We start from the raw sequence: 23,434 nt of genomic DNA on the forward strand, positions 1-23,434 counted from the left end.
GGCCACGGGCGCTGGGAAGTCCACTTGACGTTGCCTGTGATGGGACTTACAGTTTTTCTTACGAGCTAGGACATCCTACATCCGATAAACATCCTTCTGAACGGTGAGGCATATGAACAACATCAAGAACCTGCCACTGGTCAATGACGCCAGTCGCCGGAACTTCCTGAAGCTCGGCGGGGCCATGGGCCTGGCCGCAGCCTTCACCAGCTCCCTGGCTGCCTGCGGGGGACCTGCCGCGACCACCACGGGGTCAGCTGAGAACACGGCGCCGATCAACAAGGACCTCACCATCGAGGCTGGCATCTCCTACGCCCTCTCCACCGGCTTCGACCCCATCTCCTCCTCCGGCGCAACCCCCATGGCCGCGAACCTGCACATCTTCGAGGGCCTGATCGAGCTGCACCCGGCTACGCGGGAGCCCTTCAACGCCCTCGCGGCTTCCGATCCCAAGATGGTCAATGCCACTACTTACCAGGTGGCCATCAGGGACGGCGCGGTGTTCCACGACGGCTCCCCCGTTACCGCCGAGGACGTGGTGTTCTCCTTCACCCGGGTCATGGACCCGGCCAACAAGTCGCTGTTCTCGCAGTTCATCCCGTTCATCCAGGAGGTCAAGGCGCTCGATGCCAAGACCGTGGAGTTCACCCTGAAGTACGCCTTCCCCGGCTTCGGCCCGCGCATCTCCGTGGTGAAGGTAGTCCCCAAGGCGCTGACCAACTTCCCGGTGGGCTCGGACCAGCTGAAGTCCTTCGACGCCAAGCCCGTGGGCACCGGACCCTACAAGCTGATCTCCGCAGTCAAAGACGACAAGATCGTCTTCGAGGCCAACCAGGCCTACACCGGCCCCATGCCAGCGCTTGCAAAGGGCATGACCTGGTTGCTGCTCTCGGACGCGGCCGCACGGGTGACCGCCATGCAGTCAGGCCGTGTCCAGGCCATTGAGGACGTCCCCTACCTGGACATGCAGGGCCTGAAGTCCGCAGCGACCGTCGAGTCCGTACAGTCCTTCGGCCTGCTGTTCATGATGTTCAACTGCAACGCCGCACCCTTCAACAACAAGAAAGTCCGCCAGGCCCTGCACTACGGCCTGGACAAGGACTCCATCATCAAGAAGGCACTGTTTGGAAACGCCAAGCCGGCCAGCTCCTACTTCCAGGAAGGCCACCCGGACTACGTCAAGGCCAAGAACGTGTACGGCTATGACGCCCAGAAGGCGGCGGACCTCCTCAAGGAAGCCGGCGTCAGCAGCCTGGAATTCGAACTGCTCACCACGGATACTGCGTGGGTCAAGGACGTGGCACCCCTGATGCTGGAATCGTGGAACAAGATCCCCGGCGTCAAAGTCACGCTCAAGAACCTGCAGTCCGGCGCTTTGTACACGGACCGCGTAGCCAAGGGCGACTACACCGTTGTTGCCGCGCCGGGGGATCCCTCGGTCTTCGGCAATGACGCAGACCTGCTGCTGAGCTGGTTCTACGCCGGTGACACCTGGATGAAGAACCGCGCCTTCTGGGGCGGAACCCCGGAGCGCGCCCAGCTGGTTGACCTGATGTCCAAGGCAGGCCAGGCCAGCAAGGAAGACGCCAGGAAACTGACCGGCGAGATCGTGGACCTGGTGTCCGAAGAGGTCCCGCTATACCCGCTGTTCCACCGCCAGCTTCCCAGCGCCTGGGATGCAAAGAAACTGAGCGGCTTCAAGCCCCTGCCCACCACCGGAGTGTCCTTCGTTGGTGTGGGCCGCACCGCCTAGCCCTACCCACCGGAGACTACATTGAGCACCATATTGCGACTGCTGGGCCGAAGGCTCGCAGCCCTGCCGTTGATGGTCCTGGGCATCACCCTGCTGGTGTTCCTGGTCCTGCAGGCGGCCCCCGGAGACCAGGCAAGCAGTGCCCTGGGCGAGGGCGCCAGCGAGGAAGCCAAGGAACAGTACCGTCAGGCGAACGGCCTTAACGATCCGCTGCTGCTGCAGTATGTGCGGTTCCTGGGAAAGCTCCTGCAGTTTGACCTGGGCGTCACCACGCCCCCGGCCAAATCCGTGGCGAGCATGATCGGTTCGGCGTTCCCCCTGACGCTGCAGCTGACCTTCCTGGGCGTCATCATCGCCGTTGTGGTTTCTCTGGTGTTCGGCATCATCGGCGCCTTGTACCGGGACAAATGGCAGGACCAGCTGGTCCGTGTCTTCTCCATCGCTGCGGTGGCGACGCCGTCATTTTGGCTGGGCATCCTGCTGATCCAGTGGTTTGCACTGGGTCCGGCACCGATGTTCCCGTCCGGCGGCATCGCCACCCCGGAGTCCGGCTTCGGGGGGTGGCTGAACTCCATGGCACTGCCCGCCCTGGCCCTCGGCATCCCCGTCTCGGCGTCCCTCATCCGGGTGGTCCGCACCTCCATGGTGGAGGAACTGGACCGGGATTACGTCCGCACGGCCATCGGCAACGGCGTGCCGTACCGCGAAGTCGTCTCCAAAAACGTGCTTCGGAACGCACTGGTGACTCCGGTGACCGTGCTGGGACTGCGGATCGGCTACCTGCTGGGCGGCGCCGTCGTGATTGAAATGATCTTTGCCCTGCCCGGCATGGGGCAGCTGATCCTCAACGGCATCACCAACCTGGACGTCAACCTGGTGCAGGGCGTGGTCCTGACCATCTCCGTCACCTTCGTCCTGGTAAACATCGCCGTGGACCTGCTCTACCTGCTCATCAACCCCCGAATCAGGACCGTGTGACCCATGCGCAGCAAACTCGCTGAACGTCTGAGCGCCCCCGGCCTCCGCCTCAAGGCCCTGCCCTGGGGCTCCCGGCTGGCCCTCGCCTTCCTGGTGGTGATCGCCCTCGCCGCCGTCTTCGCCCCGGTCCTGGCACCGCACGACCCGCTGGAAACCTTCATGCCGGCCACTCCCCCGGGCGCCGAGCACTTCTTTGGCACCGACCGGCTGGGCCGCGACATCTTCTCCCGCCTGCTCTACGGATCGCAGTCATCGCTGATGATCGGCCTCGGCGCCGTGGGCCTGGCAGTCCTGGCGGGCGCCCTCCTGGGGTCACTTGCGGCCACCTCCAGCAAGGCCGTCAACGAACTGCTCATGCGCCTCATGGACATCCTGATGGCATTCCCCGGCATCGCCCTGGCCGCGGTGCTGCTGGCGGCCTTCGGCAACTCTGTGCCCACCATCATCATTGCAATCGCCATCATTTACACCCCGCAGCTCGCCCGGGTGGTCCGCGCCAACGTGCTGTCCCAGTACGGCGAGGACTACGTCCGTGCCGAACGGGTCATCGGAGCCGGCCGGTTCTACATCCTGGTCAAGCACATCGTACGCAACACCGCGGCCCCGGTCCTGGTGTTTGCCACGGTGATGGTGGCCGACGCCATCATCCTGGAAGCATCGCTGTCCTTCCTTGGTGCCGGCGTCCAGGACCCCGCGCCGTCGTGGGGCAACGTGATCTCCTACGGCCGCAACCTTGTTTTGTCCGGCGGCTGGTGGGCCACCACCTTCGCCGGCCTCACCATTCTCCTCACCGTCCTGGCGCTGAACATCCTCGCTGAGGGACTCACCGACGCCATGGTCAATCCCCGGCTGCGGCGCGCGCCGGCGGTGAAGGACGACGACGGTGCTGCCGCTTCGGTGGCCGGCGCCGCCGTCACCGGCTCCGCGGTGGACACGGAAGTGGCCACCTCGGTTGCCCAGCCGTCAGTCGTGGAACAGCACGAACTCGACGGCGTCCTGCCGGCTTCCGGAACAACCCCCACCGAGGGCCGGCAGGACACCTCAGCAATACTCACGGACGTCAGGACGGCCGCGGCCAACCCACACGCCCTGCTGGACCGCGAGCTGGAACTGCTCGCCGCCGTCGAGGCCACGCGCACGGACCGCCTCCCGCAGGTCCCCGCGGACGCCCGGACGGTGCTGGAGGTGAAGGACCTGTCCATCCGTTTCCCGGGCCGGTTCGGTGAGACGGCCATCGTGGACAACGTTTCCTTCACCGTCCGCGAGGGCGAAACCATGGGCCTGGTGGGCGAATCGGGCTGCGGCAAGTCCATCACCTCCCTGGCCGTCATGGGCCTGCTGCCCAAAACCGCGCGGATCACCGGTTCCATCAAATTTGACGGCAGGGAACTGCTGGATCCGGACACCAGCCACAGCAACACCAAGGCCTACCAGGGCCTGCGCGGCGAGCAGATCGCCATGGTGTACCAGGACGCGCTCAGTTCGCTGAACCCGTCCATGAAGATCAAGGACCAGATGCTGCAGCTGACCCGGCGCGGCGGGCGCAAGACCCCCGCCGAGCTGCTGGAAATGGTCAAGCTGGATCCGGTACGGACCCTTGCCAGCTACCCGCATGAGCTCTCCGGCGGGCAGCGCCAGCGCGTCCTGATCGCCATGGCATTGTCCCGCTCGCCACGGATCGTGGTGGCAGATGAACCCACCACTGCCCTGGATGTCACCGTCCAGAAGCAGGTGGTGGACCTGCTCAACGACCTGCGGGAGCAGCTGGGCTTTGCCATGGTGTTCGTCAGCCACGACCTCGCCCTGGTGGCTTCCCTGGCCCACCGGATCACCGTCATGTACGCCGGCCAGGTGGTGGAATCCGCCCAGGCTTCCGAGCTGCTGCGGAACCCGAAACACGAATACACCCGTGGCCTGCTGGGCGCCGTGCTCTCCATCGAGGCAGACGCCGCCCGCCTGCACCAGATCCCCGGCACGGTCCCCTCCCCCAACGATTTCGCTCCCGGGGACCGGTTCGCGCCGCGTTCCCTGCGCAGCGACGCAGACCCCAACCAGCAACTGGTCCTCACCGCCGTGGCCTCGGCCAATGGCAGGGATGCTGACCACGTCTGGGCCAGCCACCGCAAGGAGGACGCCAAGTGAGCGCATCCACCGGACAGCCCGTCATTGAGCTCAAGGACGTCAAGGTCCACCACCGCGCCCGCACCGGGGGCCTCTTCCGCCCCAACGTGGTCAAGGCCGTCAACGGCGTGGACTTCACCATCAGCCGCGGCGAAACCGTGGGCATCGTGGGTGAATCCGGCTGCGGCAAGTCCACCCTCGCCTCCGTGCTGGTGGGCCTGCAGGCGCCCACATCCGGGCAGGTCCTTTTCCACGGCAAACCCGCCATCAAGCGGAACGCCGCCATGCGCAAAGAATTCGGCCGGTCCGTGTCCGTGGTGTTCCAGGACCCCGCCACGGCACTGAACCCGCGCATGACCATCCAGGACATCCTCACGGACCCGCTCCAGGTGCACGGCATCGGCAACGCCGCCAACCGTGCCGCCAAGGTCAAGGAACTGCTGGCGCTGGTGGGGCTGCCCGGTTCCGCGGCAGAAGTCACGCCGTCGCAAGTGTCCGGTGGCCAGCGCCAGCGCGTCGCCATCGCCAGGGCCCTGGCCCTGGACCCGGACATTATCGTCGCGGACGAGCCGACGTCGGCCCTGGACGTGTCCGTCCGGGCGCAGGTCCTGAACCTGCTCTCTGACCTGAAGACACAGCTGAACCTGGGCATGGTGTTTATCTCCCACGACATCCAGACGGTCCGCTATGTCTCCGACCGGATCTGTGTCATGTATTTCGGCGAAATCGTGGAGGAAGGACCCGCAGCCCAAGTGTTCGACAACCCCACCAACGACTACACCCGCAAGCTCCTCGGCGCGGCTCCCAGCCTGCTGCATACCTAGACCACCCATCCCCTCTTTCCCAACCAGTTATTGGAGTTCTCCTTGTCTTCCCAGTTCTCGGGCGTCATCCCGCCTGTCGTCACCCCCCGCCACGCAGACGGCAGCATTGACACCGCCTCGCTGCAGAACCTCACCAAGCACCTGCTCGACGGCGGCGTGTCCGGGCTCTTCGTGCTGGGGTCCTCCGGCGAGGTTCCGTACATGACCGACGCCGAACGTGCCCAGGTGGTCAGCACCATTGCCGACGCCAATGCCGGGGCTGTGCCCCTGATCGTGGGTGCCAACGAGCAGACCACGAACCGCGTTATCGAAGAGGCCAAACGGGTCATCGGGCTCGGGGCCGACGCCATCGTGGCCACTTCCATGTACTACGCAATCGGCAACGCCGATGAGACCGAGACCCACTTCCGCAGCATCCACGCTGCGGTCGACGTTCCGGTCTTCGCCTACGACGTGCCGGTCCGCACCCACTACAAGCTCCCCACCGACCTTCTGGTTCGGCTGGGCCGGGACGGCGTCATTGCAGGCGTCAAAGACTCCTCCGGTGACGATGTTTCCTTCCGCCAACTCCTGCTCGCGGCCCGGGACATCGACAACTTCGACATCTTCACCGGCCACGAGGTAGTGGTGGACGGTGCGCTCCTGGGCGGCGCGCAGGGCGTAGTTCCTGGTCTGGGCAACGTTGATCCGGCTGGCTACCGCAAGCTGGTGGATGCCGCCGAAGCCGGGGACTGGGCCAAGGCTGCGGCCGAACAGGACCGCCTGGCAGACCTCTTCGAGATCGTCTACACCCCCAACGGACGTGTTTCCGGCGGGGCAGCCGGCCTGGGCGCATTCAAGACCGCCCTGCAGATCATGGGCATCATCGAGTCCAACACCATGAGCGCACCCATGCTGTCCCTCAACGAGGAAGAGACGATGGCGATCAAGGTCATCCTGGAACGCAACGGCCTGGTCTAGGCGTCCCGATGAAATATGCCGTTGGTGTTGACCTTGGGGGTACCAAGACCGCTGCCGGCGTGGTTTCGGCCAACGGCGAGGTGCTCTTTTCGGACACTGTTCCCACACTGAACCGCGACGGCGGCGAGGCCATTCTCGACGCCACGGCCAAACTTGTCGCCGGACTGATCAAGAAGGCGGCCGACGACGGGATCGCCGTTGAGCGCGTGGGCGTCGGTTCCGCCGGGGTCATTGATGCCGGGCACGGTGTGGTGGTGTCCGCCACCGACGCCATCCGCGGCTGGGCCGGGACGGCACTCACGGCGGGCCTCGCCACGCGGCTGGGCCTGCCGGCGTCGTCCGTCCTGGCGGTGAACGACGTCCACGCCCACGCACTTGGCGAGGCGTGGGCCGGCGCCGCAGCCGGTGCCGCAAGCTCACTCCTGGTGGCCTTCGGCACGGGCGTGGGCGGCAGTTTCGTGCTCGGCGGACGCCCGGTGTTGGGGCATCGCCATGCGGGAGGACACGTGGGTCATTTCGCCTCGCCCTACGCGTTCCACGAGGGCACCGCCATCCCCTGCGTCTGCGGCGGAGCCGGGCACGTCGAGGCCGTTGCCTCGGGGCCCGCCATCCGCGAAACGTACCTTCGGCTGGGCGGCACGCAACCCGTCACGGACGCCCGGGCCGTCTTCGCCCTGGCCGGCCGAAGCGATGCCGCCGCCATCCGGGCCGTAGGCATCGGCGCCGGGGCTGCCGGGCAGGCCATGGGCGGCCTGGCCAACATCCTGGACCCCGAGGTGGTCGTGGTCACGGGCGGACTTTCCGACGCCGGTGCCCCGTGGTGGCGGCCGATGGAACGGGCCCTCCGCGCCGAACTCCTGCCCGCCCTTGCAGGGCTCCCCGTCCTTCCGGCTACACTCGGCAACGCAGCCGCACTGGTGGGCGCGGCACGGCTTAGCCTCCTTCCGCCTGCCTGAAACGTCCTCACACGTACTCGCCCAACCGGCGCCAAACCTCCAGAGGAACCCGCTATGCTCCTGTCCCCCGAAGCCCTCGAATCCCTCCGCGGTCGGCTCATTGTGTCCTGCCAGGCATATCCGGGTGAGCCGATGCGCGATCCCCGGACCACAGCGCAGGTGGCGGCCTCGGCCGTGGTTGGCGGCGCGGCGGCTGTCCGGGTGCAAGGCCTGGCCGATGTCCAGCACACCCGGGCGGGGGTGGAAGTGCCGGTCATCGGGCTCTGGAAGGACGGGCACGACGGCGTCTTCATCACCCCAACGCTCCGGCACGCCCTGGCAGTGGCCAACGCCGGGGCCCATGTAGTGGCGATAGACGGGACGCGGCGCGAACGCCCGGACGGACTTTCCCTGGCGCAAACCGTGGCGGGAATCCACGCCCAATCGCATGCCCTGGTGATGGCCGACTGCGGCTCGCTCCAGGATGCTGCTGCGGCGGTGGAGGCCGGCGCGGACCTGGTGGGCACTACCCTCGCCGGCTACAGCGGCGAGCGCCCCAAAACCTCCGGCCCGGACTTGGACCTGCTGTCAGAGATTGCGGCAGCCGGGTTTGGTGTTCCCCTGATTGCCGAGGGCCGGATCCACACCCCTGCCCAGGCCCGCCAGGCCCTCGACGCCGGTGCCTTCGCCGTGGTGGTGGGCACCGCCATCACGCACCCGGCCACCCTTACCGGCTGGTTTGTGGACGCGCTGGCATGACGGATCCTGACGCGCTGCTGCTCACGGGCACCCTCCTGACGGACGGCACCACGGTGCGGGACGGCGCCGTCGCGGTGGTTGGCGGACGGATCGCGTACGCGGGGCCGCGGGCCGGCATGGACACCGCGGCGCTGCCTTCGTTGCGCGAGCGTGAACTGCCGCCGGGGAGCCTGCTCCTGCCCGGCTTGGTCGACCTGCACTGCCACGGCGCGGCCGGCGGGGACTTCCCGGGCGGTGATGCCGCAGCCGCCCGTGCCGCCGTCGAATTCCTGCACCGCAGCGGCACCACCACGCTGCTGGCAAGCCTGGTCACGGCTTCCCGGGAGGACCTGCTGCAGGGCGCGGCAACGCTGCGCACCCTGGCCGGGGAGGGCATCATCGCCGGGATTCACGCCGAAGGCCCTTTCCTGTCTCACGCCCGTTGCGGTGCCCAGGACCCCCGCTTCCTGCTTGAGCCCAGCCTCAGGTTGCTCGACGAACTGGTCGCGGCGGCCGGCGGGCACCTGCGCACCATGACGTATGCCCCGGAACTGGCTGGGGCAGCCGACCTTGTGCAGGCCCTGGTGGCGCACGGCGTTGTTCCGTCGCTGGGGCACACGGACGCGGATGCGGGAACGACGGCGGACTCGCTGGCCCTCGCAGCAGGGCTGATGGCTGCCGGCGGCAGCGCTGGCGCACGGCCCACGGTCACGCATCTGTTCAACGGCATGCCTCCGCTGCACCACCGGAGCCCCGGCCCGGCTGCGGCGTGCCTCCGCCTTGCCGCAGCCGGCACAGTGGCGGTGGAGTTGGTGGCGGATTCGGTGCACCTGGACCCGGAGACTGTCCGCATGGTGTTCGCACTGGTGGGCGCAGGGAACGTGGTCCTGGTGACCGATTCCATGGCCGCCACCGGGCTGCCGGACGGCGACTACGACCTCGGACCCGCCGCCGTCCGGGTCATTGGCGGCGAGGCGCGCCTTCGCAGCAACGGCTCCCTGGCCGGCGGGACCGCAACTTTGCTGGACGTAGTGCGCCGGACCATTGCCGCGGGCGTGGACGCTGCAGCGGCTGTCTTGTCCGCCACCGCCGTGCCCGCCCAGATCCTCGGACTGTCAAATGAAGTGGGCAGCCTCCGCACCGGGCTGCGCGCCGACGTCGTAGTCCTCGATGCCGGCCTCAATCCCGCACTGGTTGTCCGTCACGGAAAAGTCCTGGCGCCGTAGTCAGGCTTCCAGGAAATTGCGGCGGCGTTCGTTCTATTTGATCTCGAATGTGGCGGTGAGCCTGGCCCGTCCGATTGCATGGCTGAAAAGCTGGAAGCCGAGGTAGGCAGGGCTTGCATCGGCCGGGATGTCGAGTTCCTCCACATCCACTGCGTGGACCACGACGTGGTAGTGGTGGGGGCCGTGCCCTTCAGGCGGAGCCGCGCCGACGAAACCCCGGAAACCGGCATCGTTCGTCAGTTGCACCGCCGGCTTGGGCAGACCGTCCTCGGCGGCGCCCGACGGAAGCGAAGTGGTGGACGCAGGCAGGTTGAAGGCTGCCCAATGCCAAAACCCACTGCCAGTGGGAGCGTCCGGGTCCAGAACCGTCACAGCAAAACTCTTTGTCTCCGGCGGGAAACCCTCCCAGGTCAGTTGTGGAGACCTGTCTTCTCCGCCGTCGATTCCCATCTTCCCGCTCGCCTGGGCAACAGGAAACGGCTGCCCGTCCTGGATGTCTGTGCTGCTCAAGGAGAACTCGGGAAGCTGGGGAAGGGCGGCGTACGGGTCGTATGACATCTCTTTGGTACCTTTCCTAAACAACGGGATTCGAATTGCCGGCAAACACGGTGGAAAAAGGTTTCCTGGTGCACACTCTAACGCCGGTTTCGGTGGATAAGCCCGAGGTATCCAAGCGGAGAACGGTTCACCCCAACACCCATGGCGGCCGCGGCACGGTGCTGCTGCACGTGGTTCCCAGGGCGGCAGCCCAAACCGGACGTCAGACGCTCATGGCGGAGCCGGCCACCCGAACCGTGATACCGCCCTCCTGGCGCGTGAGCCGCGAGGCTGCTGCTTCGTCTGCCACCACGGTGACGTGTGGATGGCGCTGCAGGACTGACGCCGGGCATTCAGCGGTGACAGGACCGCTCAGGGCTCCGGCCAGGATTTCTGCCTTGTCCTGTCCGTGGACCACCAGGAGAAGATGCCTGGCTTCCATGATGGTCCCCAGACCCTGGGTGATGCACCGCTCAGGGACGTCCGACGGGGAAGCGAAGTAGCGGGCGTTGGCCTCGCGGGTGCGCGGTGCCAACGTCTCGACACGGGTACGGGAGTCGAGCGCTGACCCCGGTTCGTTGAAGGCAATGTGTCCGTTGTGGCCGATACCCAGCAGCTGCAGGTCGATGCCGCCGGCAGCCTGGATGGCAGCGTCGTACTCGACCGCTGCCTGCTCAGGGTCCTCTGCACCGCCGGCAGGCACCCGAACGTGCTCCGGGTCCAGGCCCAGGCGTTCGGTGACCTCACGCCGGACAACCTCGCCGTAGCTTTCGGGATGCCCGGACGGCAACCCCACGTATTCGTCAAGGGCAAACGCCTTCACGCGCGACAGATCGAGCCGGTGGCCGGCGAGGGCTGCGTAGACAGGCAGCGGGGAACCTCCCGTGGCAACTCCGAGGACGGCATCCGGCTTGCTGCGGACGACGGCGGCAATGATTCCGGCGGCTACAGCGCCACTGACGGCGGCATCAGGGACGACGAAGATTTCCAAGGCTGGGCCTCTTTCTGGGGGTTTTTGGGCTGCCACAGGGCATGCAGCGGCCAGGCCGGTCCGGGACCGCCCTTCCGGGATGTACTGGTGGTGGCCTAAAGGCCGGCTCTCGTGGCCGCTAGGCGGATGCCACGTCCTTGAGCTTTTGGCGGATACCGTCAAAGTGGCGCTGGAGCCGCTCGGCAGCGAGGGCTTTGTCCCGGCTGGCAACCGATTCGTAGATGTCCCAATGCATCCGGGCCTGCTCTTCCAGGTTGACTGGTCCATGGCCCAGGGCTTCATGGATCTGCCGGTATACCTGCCAGAACACGTCCATGAGGTTGATAAGGAGTTCATTGTTCAGCGGCGCGTAGAGCTTGCGGTGGAATTCCGCGTCATGCTCAGCCAGGGGCTCACCCCTCTGTGCAGCCTCCTGCATCGCTTCCATGGTTTCCCGGAGATCGGACAGGTGCTCTTCCGTGAGCAGATCGATGGCGGAGCCGATCAGGCCGGACTCGAGCGCCTGGCGTACATCGATCAGCTCCATAGCTTCTTCGCCCTTGTGCCGAAGTGACAACCGGCCGCGGAATGTCAGTCCCGACACCAGGGCGCTGAAATTGTTCGGGGCAACAAACATGCCAAAGCCATGGCGGATTTCGATGACGCCCAGGGCCTGAAGGACCTTGAGGGACTCCCGGACGGTGTTTCGCCCCACACCGAGCTCGCTGGACAGCTCGCTCTCTGTAGGGAGGGGCGTCCCCGACGTCCAGCCCGCGCTCAAGGATAAGCTCCATGATTCTGTTCTGGAGGGCATGGGAGCGGATTTGCGCGCTGAATCTTGCGGGGGGCACCGCTGCTGATGCTACTGTCACGTCATCTCCTTCGACCGCGCCTGGCGGCGGCCTCTCGTCTGGGTTCAGTGTACAGGAGATGGGACGTCCTTCATCCGGTATTCCGTAACGAATCTTCCGGGGGTGGGCCGTTGGCCCCTGCCCGCCCGACGGGCATTCGGACAGCGTCCTCCCCACCGCGCAGAATTGATGCGATCTTGAGGCAAACCTTGCCATCCCTAGACGTTGCAGGTCCACGCTGGAGCCAAGAGACCAACCAGCTTGTGGGGAGCAGGAAGTCATGGGAATCAGAGCAGCACTGGACACCGACGTCACAACCGTGGGAGGTGTACTGACCGACCAGCAGCCCATCGACTTCCACACGCTGGGGCTCGCCGGTTGCATTGACCGGCTGACGGCACCCCTGCGGCAGCGCGGAACCGTGGTCCACTGGGATACTCCGCATTGGGGCATCGAGATCCCGGCAGGCTCCGCCTCCCTCCTGTACCAGTCCGCCCGCGAAGTCCTCAGCAACGCCTTCAAATACTCCGCGGCGCACTCGTTGACCATTCAACTGGCGGCCGTTGACCATGGCATCAGGCTGGTGGTGTCCGACGACGGCACGGGCTTTGACAGCAGCCTCGCCACATGCGGCCGGCACCACGGCTATGGCCTGCGGCTGATGGCCGTGGCCGTGCAGGAGGCCGGCGGCGCAGTGGACATCAGCGCCTCACCCGGGATGGGAACCAGCGTGACGGTGACGTTGCCGCTGGACTGACCCGGAGGTTCCAACCCGCAGGCGCGAAGGACGGCCTGCCCATAGACCCGGAGGCCCGCCGTTGTTGGGACGGCGGGCCTCCGTACGTGCAGGGCCGGGGACTTAGCGGGAGAGTTTTTCCGCATCCGGCTCCAGGTCGCCGATGTGGCCCGGCGCGTTGGCAGCGAGGACCCTTGCCACGAATGCCGCATATTCGTCCATGAAGTGGCCCAGGAACTTCGCGGTCGCTTCATCCTTGACCTCGCCGTCAGCGCCAAAAACATCAGGCTTGTAGCTGATGTAGGCCTCCGGGGAATTCAGCTGCGGGGCGTCGAGGAAGCTCAGGACGCTGCGCATGGAGGACTGCATCACGGCCGTGCCGATGCTGCCCGGCGAAGCGCCGATGATGCCCGTGGGCTTGCGCGCAAAGGAGTTGGTGCCCCAGGGGCGGGAACCCCAGTCGATGGCGTTCTTCAGGGCGCCGGGAATGGAGCGGTTGTACTCGGGCGAGACGAAGAGGATTCCGTCGGCAGCCTCGACGGCTTCCTTGAGGGCGCGGCCCTCGGGCGGAAAGTCGGCGTCGTAGTCATAGCTGTACAGCGGGAGGTCTTTGATGGGGATCTCGGAGAATTCCAACTCGCCGGGCGCGAGCTTGATCAAGGCTTTGGCCAGGACCCGGTTGATGGAACCGCTCGCCAGGCTGCCTACGAAATATCCGATCTTGTACGTTGCCATCAGTGATCCTTTCCAACAGCCGGTCCGTCCCGGCTGGCTGAGTGTGGCTGGAAATGGTGCCGGCCCCGCACGGGACGGGAGCGGCGGTTGGTGCTCACTGCTTCATTCAGTCCAGCACATGCGGGGCGCCCCGGCCTGACCACACCTCCCGGCAATTTTCCGGCCCCCCCTCTTGCACCTCCCCATCCCGCGGCAGTAGGTTTGAAACCATTCAAGAAAGCGCTTTCCCGGCTCATACCGGGGCTTCTGCGCACTGACATGACCAGCGGAATTGGATGACATGACGGACAACGCCCTTATCAGGTGGATCGACGGACAGGCCCCCAGGGAAATCAGCGGCGGAACCACGTGGGGCATGCCGTTCCCCCGCGGCTCGGTCAAAGGAACAGAGGCGCTGGCAGTGACGGATGCCTCGGGCGCACGCCTGGCCAGCCAGGTGTGGCCACTGGCCACCTGGCCTGACGGGTCCCTGAAGTGGGCCGGCGTCGCACTCCCTGCGACGGCCTCGCCGTCGGCCACCTACCATGTGATGTCCGACGCCGGTACAGGCACCGCAGCCAGCCGGCCGCCGTCGGACAGCCGCCCAGTTACCGTCACCGAAAGTGCCGACGCCCTCACCGTGGACACGGGCGCACTGCAGATGGTGATTGACCGCGCCGGCTCGTCACTGTTCCGCAGCCTCTCCCGCAATGGTGAACCTGTTGCCCGGGACGCCCGGCTGGTCAGCCTCCGGCAGGACGGCGTGGCCGAAGGCGCCGGGACCGCCAGCCGCGATGCCTTCACCGGCGAGGTCACCGCCGTCGTCCTTGAACAAAGCGGACCTGTCCGCGCCGTGGTGCGGCTTGAGGGGCGGCACCGCCAGGACGGCGCCGGAGGCCAAGGTCGCAGCTGGCTGCCCTTCGTGGTGCGCTTCTACTTCCACGCCAACGCCCGCAGCGTGCGCATGGTGCACTCCTTTATCTGGGACGGCGACGCAGAGCGGGACTTCCTGGCCGGACTCGGCGTGCGGTTCACGGTGCCGCTGGAGGCCGAGCTGCACAACAGGCACATCCGCATCGCGGGGGCGGACGGCGGTTTCCTCACCGAGGCGGTCCGCGGCCTGACCGGGCTCCGCCGGGACCCGGGCGCTGACGTGCGCGGCGCCCAGGTCGCGGGACGCGCCACTCCCCCGGCGGAGACGTGGAATCCCGAGGTTTCAAGCCGCCTGCACCTGATCCCGGCCTGGGGTGACTACACGCTCAGCCAGCTCAGCGCCGATGGCTTTGAGCTCCGCAAGCGCACCGCCGCCGGCCATGGCTGGGTGGGTATTTCCGGCGGTACCCGCGCCGCCGGATTCTGCTCGCTAAGCGATACCCGCGGCGGCCTGGGAGTGGGGATCAAGGACTTCTGGCAGTCCCACCCTGGCCAGCTGGACATCCGGGGAGCGGCCGGCCGCGAACCCTCCCTGACGGCATGGCTGTTCTCTCCCGAAGCCCAGCCCATGGACCTGCGGTTCTACCACGACGGCATGGGCCAGGAGACGTTCGAGGAGCAACTCGAGGGCCTCGAAATCACCTACGAGGACTACGAGCCGGGTTTCGGAAACCCCACCGGCATTGCCCGCACCCATGAGTTGACGCTGTTCGCGTATGAGTCCACGCCGTCAACCGACGGCCTGGCCCAGGACGCGGCGGCCGCCTCCACCCCCGCCCTGCTGCAGGCCACCCCGGAATACCTGCACTCCGTCAGGATCTTCGGCGACTGGGCCCCGGTGGACCGGAGCACCCCGGCCCGCGCGCACCTCGAGGACCGGCTGGACTTCCTGTTCGATTTCTACGCCGGGCAGGTGGAACAGCGGCGCTGGTACGGGTTCTGGAACTACGGCGACGTCATGCACACCTACGACTTCGACCGGCACGTCTGGCGGTACGACGTGGGCGGCTACGCGTGGGACAACTCGGAGCTCTCCCCGGACCTCTGGCTGTGGTACTCCTACCTGCGCTCCGGCCGGGCGGACATCTTCCGGTTCGCGGAGGCCATGACCCGGCACACCGGCGAGGTGGACGTCTACCACCTGGGCCCGTGGAAAGGCCTCGGTTCCCGGCACAACGTGCAGCACTGGGGCTGCAGCGCCAAGCAACTGCGCATCAGCACGCCGGCCTACCGCCGCTTTTACTATTACCTGACGGCGGACGAGCGCACCGGCGACCTGCTGTCCGAACTGGTGGACAGCGACCAGAACTTCCTGGGCCTGGATCCGGTCCGGAAGGTCCGTCCCGATGCCGCCACCTACCGGCCGAACCGCGGCGCCCTGGGTGTGGGGCTCGGGACAGACTGGGGCTCGCTCGCGGCAACGTGGCTCACGGACTGGGAGCGCACCGGCAACCCGCGCTCCCGCGACCGACTGCTGGGCACCATGGCGGACATCGGTGCGCTCAAGTACGGGTTCCTCACCGGAGAAGCGCTGTACGACCTGGACAAGGGCAGGTTCGACACAGGCCGGGAGCAGATCTCGGTGTCCCACCTCAGCGCGGTGTTCGGGCTGGTGGAGATCTGCAGTGAACTGGTCGACCTGGTGGATGATCCGGAGTTTGAACGCGCCTGGCTGCAGTACTGCCGGCTGTTCCTTGCCGGCAAGGAGGAACAGGTGGAAGCCGTGGGCCAAGCACTGGAAGGCGTCTACCTCACCCAGGCGCACAGCCGCCTTACAGCCTACGCTGCTGCACGGTTGCAGGATGCCGGCCTGGCAGCCCGGGCGTGGGAACGCTTTGCCGAGGGCGGCGAGCACCTGAACCACGGGGCGGCGTTCTCGCTGCGAAAAATCGAGCCCCCCTTCGTCCTGCTGCCGGTTGATGAAGCGCCCACCGTGTCCACCAATGACACTGCGCAGTTCGGGCTTGCCGTCATCCAGAACCTGGCGCTGGTGGGCACACACCTGCACTGACGACAGCCCGCCGGCTGCAGCCCAACTCATCCAGCTCTGGAATCCGATGCGACCAAAAGGTATGTTGGTAAGCATGCTGATGATTTTTCCTGGTCGTCAGCCCCCGGTAAGAAAGCGAAGGAGACGTTATGAGCACGAAGGTGGAAAAACGCATTCTGGTGAACGTACCGGTGAGCACCGCATACAACCAGTGGACCCAGTTCGAGGAGTTCCCGCACTTCATGGGCGGCGTCAAGAGCGTTACGCAGCTCAGTGACGACCGGCTGGAGTGGGTGGCCGAGATCGGCGGCGTCCGCAGGCAATGGGAAGCCAGGATCCTGGAGCAGGTCCCGGACCGGCGTGTGGCCTGGGCGGCCACCGAAGGCGCAACGAACGCCGGCGCCGTGGACTTCGAGGATGTCGGAGGCGGCCAGACCTCCCTAAGGCTGACCCTCGAATACGAGCCCGAAGGCATCGTCGAGAAGGTGGGCGACAAACTGAATGTCGTTGACCGGCAGGCCGAATCCGACCTGCAGAAGTTCAAGGCATTCATCGAAGACGAGGGTTATGCCAGCGGTGCGTGGCGCGGTTCCGTCAACGCCGGCACCGCTGTAGGCACGCCCGGTGTTGAACACGCAGGCGCTACCCGCGGCGATTCCGGCAAAGCCGGCGTTTCCGGCAAGGTTGCCGCCGGCGTCGGCATTGCAGCGGCTGCCGGCGCAGCAGCGGCGATGGCAGCCAGCGGCAACAAGGACAAGACGGAGACCCGCGACGTGGCGGTCACCGAGACGACTCCTGTGGTTCCGGCAGAACCGGTTGTTCCCGCAGAGCCCCTCACCAGGGGTGCAACCGCAGGGGCAGCGGACGCGGGCATCTCCGGCACCACCGCAGCAGGAACGACGGCGGCTGCGGGCTCCTCCGGTTCCGTCGCCGACCTGGGTGATGACAGGATCGGGCACGCCTTTGACCAGACCAATGGACTGGTGGACACCACCGGCGAGTCCGACGAGACGGCTGCCGGCGAGAACCTCAGCGCCGGCGAACGGCGCGAGGACGACCGCGGTGCCGAGGGCGGGCTGCCTCCGGTGGGTGGCAACCTCGGCGGCCACTGACCCGCACCCACCCAAATGCAAGCGCCGCCCGCCTTCCTCCCAAGGCGGGCGGCGCTTCCGCGTCTGCGGCGGGGTTGCTACTTGTGGGCTGCCGCCTGGAGCAGCGGCACGGTGCGGGTAGGCATCACTTCCACCAGGGACATTGCGGTGCTGGTACGCACCACGCCATCGATCGCGAGCATCGCGTTGGTGATGCGGTGCAGGTCGGCCGGGTCCCGCGCGGCCACTTTGGCCATCAGGTCCGCGTCGCCGGTGGTGGCATGCATTTCGATGATCTCGGGAATGGTCTGCAGCGCCGCCACGGCAAGGTCGCTGGAGGACTGGCTGATGGAAATCGAGATGAAGGCGATGAGCGGCAGGCCAAGGGCCTCGGTCCGTACCCGCTGGCTGAAGGGTGCCAGGCTGCCGTCGTTCGCAAGGCGGCGGAGCCTGGCGTGGACGGTGTTGCGGGCCACGCCCAGCGTCCGGGAGAGGGACAGTACGGTAGCCTGCGGGTCCCCGTCGAGTGTGAGGAGGATCTCTGCGTCCAGGGCATCTATAAGGTGCATACTGAGCATTTTGCCATCCAACTGACCTTCAAACCCTGGATCTGTCCTGTGTGATTCTTCCCTGTTGCGCAGACGTCCCGAAATCGCTGATCATGCTGTCCATGACCAGCACCCTCCCCGAAGCCGCGGCGCCGGCGGTCCGCGCCGCTATCGCCCAGCTGCCCGCCTACGTGGCAGGCAAGAGCGCCCAGTCGGCCCTGACCGCCGCCCTGGCCTCGAACGAAAGCCATTTCACTCCCCTGCCATCCGTCGTCGACGCAATTGCCGCGGAGGCCGCCAGGATCCACCGGTACCCGAGCATGGGGGCAGTGGAGGCACGGGAGGCCATCGCCGGGCACTTCGGCGTCAATGCTGATGAGGTCGCGGCCGGACCGGGAAGCTCGGGGGTGCTGCAGCAGATCATCTCAGCCGTCTGCGGGCACGGTGACGAAGTGGTCTTTGCCTGGCGTTCGTTCGAGGCCTACCCCATCCTGGTGGCGGTGGCCGGCGCGGTTTCGGTCCCCGTCCCGCTGCTGGCGGACGAGCACCACGACCTCGCGGCCATGGCTGACGCTATTACTGAGCGGACCCGGCTGGTGCTCCTGTGCTCGCCGAACAACCCCACCGGAGTGTCCATCAGCCCGGAGGAACTGGAGGCGTTCCTCCAGTCCGTTCCCCCGCGTGTGCTGGTGGTCCTGGACGAGGCCTACATCGAGTTCCAGCGCGGCCACGGCATCGACTCCCTGGACTTCTACCGCCGCTACTCCAACCTATGCATCCTGCGGACCTTCTCCAAGGCATACGGGCTGGCGGGGCTGCGGATCGGCTACGCCATTGCCCGGCCGGAAATCGCCGAGGGCCTTCGGCGCACGGCCGTTCCGTTTGGCGTCAACAGGATGGCACAGGCCGCCGTGGTCGCCTCGCTCGCTGCGGAGGACGAGGTCCTTGAGCGGACCGAGGCGGTGGCCCAGGAACGGACCCGCATGGTCGGGGCCCTTCGCGGCTACGGCTGGGACGTCCCGGACAGCCAGGCGAACTTCTACTGGCTGCGGGCGTCGGACGGGCTGCGCGGGCAACTTCTCGACGCCTTGGCCGAGGCAGACATCCTGGCCCGCGGCTACGCTGCCGACGGCGTCCGCATCACATTGGCGGACCAGCAAACCAATGACCGTGTGCTTGCCGTCCTGGCGGACCGCGGAAAGTTTGCGGCCCAGTGAGCACGTCCACGGAAACACGTGCTGACGCAACCACCGCGGCCCCGGCCACGCACCCGGAAAAGCCGACGGCGGGAGGTTCCGCGCCGCCGTCGGCCGTCCGCCATTCGGTGGTTGAGGACGTCCTGGGCTTCCTTACCGGCACCTTCGCGGCGTCACTGGGGCTGTTCCTGCTCAAGTCGAGCGGGGCCGTCACGGGCGGAACCGCGGGCCTGGCGCTGTTGGTCAGCTACTCGGTTGCACTTCCGTTTGGTGTGATCTTCTTCGCCGTGAACCTGCCGTTCTTCGCGCTGGCCGTCTGGAAGAAGGGCTGGAACTTCGCGCTCCGGACGGGCGCCGCGATCACTCTGGTCTCCCTGATGGCCAGCGTGCACCCCGCCGCCTTCGGGTCCTTGCACCTCGACCCGGTGTACGGGGTGCTGGGCGGAAACCTGCTGGCCGGCGTCGGCCTCCTGATCCTCTTCCGGCACCAGTCAAGCCTGGGCGGCTTCAACATCCTGGCACTGCTCCTGCAGGACAAGCTGAACTGGCGTGCAGGATACGTTCAGATGGTCCTGGATGTGGCCATCGTCCTGGCTTCGCTTGCCCTCGTTCCACCCTTGATGGTGCTGCTGTCCGCTGCCGGCGCCACCCTGCTGAACCTCGTCCTTGCCCTCAACCACCGGCCCGGGCGCTATACGGGCAATTAGGCACTGGAAAGCAGGCACCGGCCAGCCCATTTATTCCCGGAAGCCGGCTGAAATATCTGCCCTGGGACCGGTGTTGGCGCCACTATGACAACAATCGGAATCATCGGTGCAGGACATATTGGAAGCCAGGTTGCACGGAAGGCCGTGGAGCAGGGCTACGACGTAGTCATCAGCAACTCCCGCGGGCCGGAGACCCTCCAGGACCTTGTGGCGGAGCTCGGCCCCAAAGCCAAGGCGGCAACGCCGGCTGAAGCGGCAGCGGCAGGCGACTTCGCCGTGGTCACGGTGCCGCTGAAGAACTATAAGGACGTCCCGGTGGAACCGCTGGCCGGGAAGATCGTGATCGATACGAACAACTACTACTGGGAGCGGGACGGCAGGATCCCGGCCCTGGACAACGGCGAAGCCACCACGTCCGGGATGCTGCAGGAGCACCTCCCACAGTCGAAGGTGGCCAAGGGCTTCAACCACATCATGGCCAAGGACATCACCACTGACGGATCACCCGCCGGCAGCGCTGGCCGGCGTGCCCTGGCCACCGCGAGCGACTACCCCGACGCGGCCGAACTGGTGACGCGCCTCTACGACGAATTCGGATTCGACACCGTCAATGTGGGCCCGCTCTCCGAGAGCTGGCGCGTGGAGCGTGACCGCCCGGCCTACGTGGCCCGGCAGACCGCCGCCGAGCTGAAGGACAACCTGGCCAAGGCCCCGCGGACCATCTGACCCGCCCTTCCGTCGTTCATCGATAAGGAACTGGCCGGCTGTTCGGGCTGCCGGCCAGTTCCTTGTCCCTGTGCTGCTTCCGGCCTAGTTCCACGCAGGAACCAGCACCACTTCGAACGGGCTGGGCGGCCGGTTGAACTGGGCGTTCACAGCGGCCAGGGTGTCGTCGAACTTGGCAACAGTCGTAGGAATATCGAACGCCCCGGCCTTGATCGTGTTCCTCCCGGCGGCGGAGGACAGATCGCTGGAAAGATCCAGCCGCTTGATCTGGTTCAGTTGGTTCTGGACGGCCCAGACGTTATCGCCCTGCACCAGGATGCCGTCCACGAACGGAACATCGGCTCCCTTGATGACGGCGCTCCTGCCGTTTTTCGGATTGACCGTATACAAAGCCCCGTTGTTGGTGTGCGCCACAATGAGGGTGCGGCCATCCTCAGTGGATGCAATGCCGTTGAGGTTGAACCCGGGTTGAAGGTCCGCTGCCGGCCCGCTCAGTTTCAGGGTCTTCACCTTGCCGAGCTCCCCATGCTCCCCCACCGGCAGGAAGTAGAGTTCGGCCGCGGCAGAGTTGGTGAACCAGGCGCCCTCGCCGGTCAGCGTGACGTCGTTGATGAATCCCGTTGCCAGGTCAAAATCGGCCACGGGCTTTCCGGTCCGGGTGTTGTAGACGAATGCCTTGCCGGTGCCGCCACCGGCCACAAACAGCAGGTCGTGGCAGGTATCAGCCTTCAGGCCCACGGCGGCCCGCCCCTCGGGAGCGTGGATGAAACGGGTGGCGGTGCCCTTACGGAGGTCACCGCGGAAGATGTCGCCGGTGGTGAACTCGCCGGCGTAGAAAGTCGTGCCCTCCCCTGCGGCGATGCCTTCGGCGGAGGTGGCGCCGTCGAGCACTATTTCCCCTGCGGGCGGCGCTGCTGACGCCGGAAGGGCTGTGGGGAGAAACAGCGAAAACAGGGCGACAAGGCCCGCAGCCGCATGGCGGCGCAGTGTTTGGCGCATGCTGGTTCCTTAGTCTGGAATGATGCGCGCGGGGCCCCATCTGCGGAAGCTCCGCACGATTGGTACTGCCATTTTAGGCGCGTGTATTGAGCATGCGAAGGCACCGGGCTACCCAATCTGCTTACAATCGAACCCTCTGACCACTACCGAGGGACCCATGAAGAAATTCGCCACAGCCCTGTTTGCCGCCGGCCTCATTGCTTCCGCTACGGCCTGCACCGCCACACACCAACTGACCACCGCTGAGACCTGCGAGCGGATCCAGGCCGTTGTGTCGAACCCCGCCAACAACGCCGGCAAGACGGGCATGAACAACCTCGCCAACCAGATCCGCCCCATCCACGCAGTTGCCTCGGACGACCTCAAGCCCGCACTGGCGCAGATCCTGGCGTACACGGATGAACAGGCCAAGGAGAACCCGGACAAGGACAAGCTGGCGGACCTCCAGTCGGGCTACCAGGAAGCCGGCACCACCTACAGCAAGTTCTGCGGCCAGGGCGGCGCCCAGTAGCCTGCTGACCGGCCCGGGCGCCCCGTTGGACGCCCGGGCCCGACTAGAGCGTTGCCGGGTCCGTGTTTGCGCCGCAGAGGATAACCGCCACGCGTTCATCGCGGGCCGGCACGTAGGCTCCCGTGATCAAGGCAGCGTAAGCGGCTGCGGCGCCGTGTTCCACCACAATGCGGTAGTCGTTCCACAACGCGGAGCGGGCTGCGACGATGTCCGGGTCCGTGACCAGGACACTTTCGACGCCACAGCGGACCGCCACTGAGAAGGCAATCCCGCCGGCCCGCCTGGCGCCCAGGGAGTCAGCCGCGACACCCGATACCGGGACGTCCACCGGCTTCCCGGCAGCCAGGGCAGCGTGCAGCGTGGGCGCGGCCTCCGGTTCCACAGCCACCACTTTGGCGGAACCTTCGACGGCGGCGGCTACCCCGGCCATCAGCCCGCCACCTCCCACTGCCACCAGGATGGTGTCCACATCCGGCACCTGGTTCAGCAGTTCAGAGCCCACGGTTCCGGCACCGGCAACGATTTCGGGCTGGTCGTAGGCGTGGCAGTAGACCGCGCCGGTTTCCTCTGCATGGGCCACGGCGGCCTGGTAGGCGGCAGCGTATTCCGCGCCGCCCTGGACCACGGTGGCGCCGATCGCCTTCAGCTTGGCTACCTTGACGGCCGGCGCGGCTTCCGGAACGAAGACGGTAGCCGGTACGCCGAGCTGCTTCGCTGCATAGGCATTGGCAAGTCCGGCATTCCCGCCGGAGGCAACCACGATGCCCACGTCTGCCCCCAGTTCCCCGCGCTCCTTGCTGGCCAGAATCCGGTTGAAGGCGCCGCGGGCCTTGAACGTGCCCGTGTGCTGCATGAACTCACACTTGAGCCAGAGCTGGCCCTCGGCCACGCCCGGGTCCGCCGCCATGACGGGCGTCCTGCGGAGAAGGCCGGCCGTCCGCCGCTCCGCCTGGTCTATATCGGCACGGGTGACCATGCTCAGACTTCGTCGTCCCAGGTGCCCGGTTCCTCCAGCGCCTCTTCCGGTTTGTGGTCCCGGACGGTTTCTTCGCCGCCGACGTACGACGCCGGCACGGTTCCGGGCGCGTGGGCCTGCTGTTCCTCACGGATGTTGGATGCCCCCGGTTGTTCCGGGTGCTGGCCGGACTGGGGAGCCTTGGTGGCTTCGCCCTTGGCTTCATCCGGGTCGCCCGGGCCCCGGAGGTTTGCGGTGTTCTGGGGATCGTCGCTGGAAACGGTCATGGTCCTGCCTTTCACCTGGGAACTTCCTGTTGGGCCGGGGAAAATCCGCCCGTCCTCCAGCCTACGGTCTGGTCACCTCCCCGGGCCGTTCCGCGCGAGGTTCAAGGGCGCGCCACCGCGGGATTCGCTGAAGGTGCGCCCGGCGTGC

22 protein-coding genes and 1 pseudogene are annotated in these 23,434 nt (G+C 66.6%); 15 read left to right on the plus strand and 8 right to left on the minus strand.

Features of this window, described 5'->3' with window-relative positions:
• Window positions 1–112: 112 nt before the first annotated feature.
• Genes ACZ9J7_RS04655 through ACZ9J7_RS04690 form a run of 8 tightly spaced genes read left to right on the plus strand, consistent with a single transcriptional unit; the run spans window position 113 to window position 9,535 of the window.
• Window positions 113–1,753: an ABC transporter substrate-binding protein gene (locus ACZ9J7_RS04655; protein WP_476207422.1), complete on the plus strand. Its 1,641-nt coding sequence runs from the start codon at window positions 113–115 to the stop codon at window positions 1,751–1,753.
• 21 nt (window positions 1,754–1,774) lie between these two features.
• Window positions 1,775–2,731, plus strand: a complete 957-nt coding sequence (locus ACZ9J7_RS04660; protein WP_476207424.1) for an ABC transporter permease — start codon at window positions 1,775–1,777, stop codon at window positions 2,729–2,731.
• Between the two features lie 3 nt (window positions 2,732–2,734).
• Window positions 2,735–4,873 carry a dipeptide/oligopeptide/nickel ABC transporter permease/ATP-binding protein gene (locus ACZ9J7_RS04665; RefSeq protein ID WP_476207426.1) on the plus strand — a complete coding sequence of 713 codons (2,139 nt, stop codon included), beginning with the start codon at window positions 2,735–2,737 and terminating at the stop codon, window positions 4,871–4,873.
• Window positions 4,870–5,676 (plus strand): ATP-binding cassette domain-containing protein, encoded by an 807-nt coding sequence (locus ACZ9J7_RS04670; protein WP_476207427.1) that lies wholly within the window; start codon window positions 4,870–4,872, stop codon window positions 5,674–5,676. Before ACZ9J7_RS04665 ends, ACZ9J7_RS04670 begins: the two co-directional genes overlap by 4 nt.
• Window positions 5,677–5,718: 42 nt before the next feature.
• Window positions 5,719–6,636, plus strand: coding sequence for a dihydrodipicolinate synthase family protein (locus ACZ9J7_RS04675; protein ID WP_476207428.1), 918 nt, complete (start codon window positions 5,719–5,721; stop codon window positions 6,634–6,636).
• A gap of 8 nt (window positions 6,637–6,644) precedes the next feature.
• Window positions 6,645–7,592: an ROK family protein gene (locus tag ACZ9J7_RS04680; protein ID WP_476207430.1), complete on the plus strand. Its 948-nt coding sequence runs from the start codon at window positions 6,645–6,647 to the stop codon at window positions 7,590–7,592.
• Between the two features lie 54 nt (window positions 7,593–7,646).
• A complete protein-coding gene (locus tag ACZ9J7_RS04685; protein WP_476207432.1) occupies window positions 7,647–8,330 on the plus strand; it encodes an N-acetylmannosamine-6-phosphate 2-epimerase in 684 nt (227 codons plus the stop codon).
• On the plus strand, window positions 8,327–9,535 hold the full coding sequence (locus ACZ9J7_RS04690; RefSeq protein WP_476207434.1) for an N-acetylglucosamine-6-phosphate deacetylase: 1,209 nt from the start codon (window positions 8,327–8,329) through the stop codon (window positions 9,533–9,535). The genes ACZ9J7_RS04685 and ACZ9J7_RS04690 overlap by 4 nt, the downstream gene beginning before the upstream one ends.
• 33 nt (window positions 9,536–9,568) lie before the next feature.
• Here the strand turns inward: ACZ9J7_RS04690 and ACZ9J7_RS04695 are convergent, their stop codons facing one another.
• The 3 genes and pseudogenes from ACZ9J7_RS04695 to ACZ9J7_RS04705 all read right to left on the minus strand — a co-directional run bounded on the left by ACZ9J7_RS04695 (window position 9,569) and on the right by ACZ9J7_RS04705 (window position 11,914).
• Window positions 9,569–10,093 (minus strand): YbhB/YbcL family Raf kinase inhibitor-like protein, encoded by a 525-nt coding sequence (locus ACZ9J7_RS04695; protein ID WP_476207436.1) that lies wholly within the window; start codon window positions 10,091–10,093, stop codon window positions 9,569–9,571.
• 202 nt (window positions 10,094–10,295) lie between these two features.
• Entirely contained in the window at window positions 10,296–11,063 is a 768-nt protein-coding gene (locus ACZ9J7_RS04700; RefSeq protein ID WP_476207437.1) for a glucosamine-6-phosphate deaminase, read from the minus strand.
• A gap of 118 nt (window positions 11,064–11,181) precedes the next feature.
• A pseudogene (locus ACZ9J7_RS04705) lies at window positions 11,182–11,914 on the minus strand (FadR/GntR family transcriptional regulator).
• 259 nt (window positions 11,915–12,173) lie between these two features.
• On the opposite strand from ACZ9J7_RS04705, the gene ACZ9J7_RS04710 reads away from it, so the two are divergent.
• Complete coding sequence (locus ACZ9J7_RS04710; RefSeq protein WP_476207438.1) at window positions 12,174–12,650, plus strand: sensor histidine kinase; 477 nt, start codon at window positions 12,174–12,176, stop codon at window positions 12,648–12,650.
• Between the two features lie 102 nt (window positions 12,651–12,752).
• Here ACZ9J7_RS04710 and ACZ9J7_RS04715 read toward each other — a convergent pair whose 3' ends face one another.
• Window positions 12,753–13,364, minus strand: a complete 612-nt coding sequence (locus tag ACZ9J7_RS04715; protein WP_476207440.1) for an NADPH-dependent FMN reductase — start codon at window positions 13,362–13,364, stop codon at window positions 12,753–12,755.
• Between the two features lie 280 nt (window positions 13,365–13,644).
• Between ACZ9J7_RS04715 and ACZ9J7_RS04720 the strand changes: the two genes are divergently transcribed.
• Both ACZ9J7_RS04720 and ACZ9J7_RS04725 read left to right on the plus strand, forming a co-directional pair.
• A complete protein-coding gene (locus ACZ9J7_RS04720; RefSeq protein WP_476207442.1) occupies window positions 13,645–16,287 on the plus strand; it encodes an exo-rhamnogalacturonan lyase family protein in 2,643 nt (880 codons plus the stop codon).
• A 128-nt stretch (window positions 16,288–16,415) separates the two neighbouring features.
• On the plus strand, window positions 16,416–17,378 hold the full coding sequence (locus tag ACZ9J7_RS04725) for an SRPBCC family protein (protein WP_476207444.1): 963 nt from the start codon (window positions 16,416–16,418) through the stop codon (window positions 17,376–17,378).
• 77 nt (window positions 17,379–17,455) lie between these two features.
• On the opposite strand, the gene ACZ9J7_RS04730 is transcribed toward ACZ9J7_RS04725, so the two are convergent.
• Window positions 17,456–17,935: an Lrp/AsnC family transcriptional regulator gene (locus tag ACZ9J7_RS04730; RefSeq protein ID WP_476207446.1), complete on the minus strand. Its 480-nt coding sequence runs from the start codon at window positions 17,933–17,935 to the stop codon at window positions 17,456–17,458.
• Window positions 17,936–18,018: 83 nt separating this feature from the next.
• Between ACZ9J7_RS04730 and hisC the strand changes: the two genes are divergently transcribed.
• The 3 genes from hisC (at window position 18,019) to ACZ9J7_RS04745 (ending at window position 20,534) form a co-directional block, all read left to right on the plus strand.
• On the plus strand, window positions 18,019–19,122 hold the full coding sequence (gene hisC, locus ACZ9J7_RS04735) for a histidinol-phosphate transaminase (RefSeq protein ID WP_476207447.1): 1,104 nt from the start codon (window positions 18,019–18,021) through the stop codon (window positions 19,120–19,122).
• Window positions 19,119–19,808, plus strand: a complete 690-nt coding sequence (locus tag ACZ9J7_RS04740; protein ID WP_476207449.1) for a YitT family protein — start codon at window positions 19,119–19,121, stop codon at window positions 19,806–19,808. Before hisC ends, ACZ9J7_RS04740 begins: the two co-directional genes overlap by 4 nt.
• Before the next feature lie 84 nt (window positions 19,809–19,892).
• Window positions 19,893–20,534 (plus strand): NADPH-dependent F420 reductase, encoded by a 642-nt coding sequence (locus ACZ9J7_RS04745; protein ID WP_476207451.1) that lies wholly within the window; start codon window positions 19,893–19,895, stop codon window positions 20,532–20,534.
• Window positions 20,535–20,618: 84 nt separating this feature from the next.
• Here the strand turns inward: ACZ9J7_RS04745 and ACZ9J7_RS04750 are convergent, their stop codons facing one another.
• Entirely contained in the window at window positions 20,619–21,533 is a 915-nt protein-coding gene (locus ACZ9J7_RS04750) for an SMP-30/gluconolactonase/LRE family protein (RefSeq protein ID WP_476207453.1), read from the minus strand.
• 157 nt (window positions 21,534–21,690) lie between these two features.
• On the opposite strand from ACZ9J7_RS04750, the gene ACZ9J7_RS04755 reads away from it, so the two are divergent.
• Complete coding sequence (locus ACZ9J7_RS04755; protein ID WP_476207454.1) at window positions 21,691–22,044, plus strand: hypothetical protein; 354 nt, start codon at window positions 21,691–21,693, stop codon at window positions 22,042–22,044.
• A gap of 43 nt (window positions 22,045–22,087) precedes the next feature.
• On the opposite strand, the gene ACZ9J7_RS04760 is transcribed toward ACZ9J7_RS04755, so the two are convergent.
• Both ACZ9J7_RS04760 and ACZ9J7_RS04765 read right to left on the minus strand, forming a co-directional pair.
• On the minus strand, window positions 22,088–23,020 hold the full coding sequence (locus ACZ9J7_RS04760; RefSeq protein WP_476207455.1) for a threonine/serine dehydratase: 933 nt from the start codon (window positions 23,018–23,020) through the stop codon (window positions 22,088–22,090).
• A gap of 2 nt (window positions 23,021–23,022) precedes the next feature.
• A complete protein-coding gene (locus ACZ9J7_RS04765; protein WP_476207457.1) occupies window positions 23,023–23,286 on the minus strand; it encodes a hypothetical protein in 264 nt (87 codons plus the stop codon).
• Between the last annotated feature and the right edge of the window lie 148 nt (window positions 23,287–23,434).

Source organism: Pseudarthrobacter sp. TE9888 (assembly GCF_056279345.1).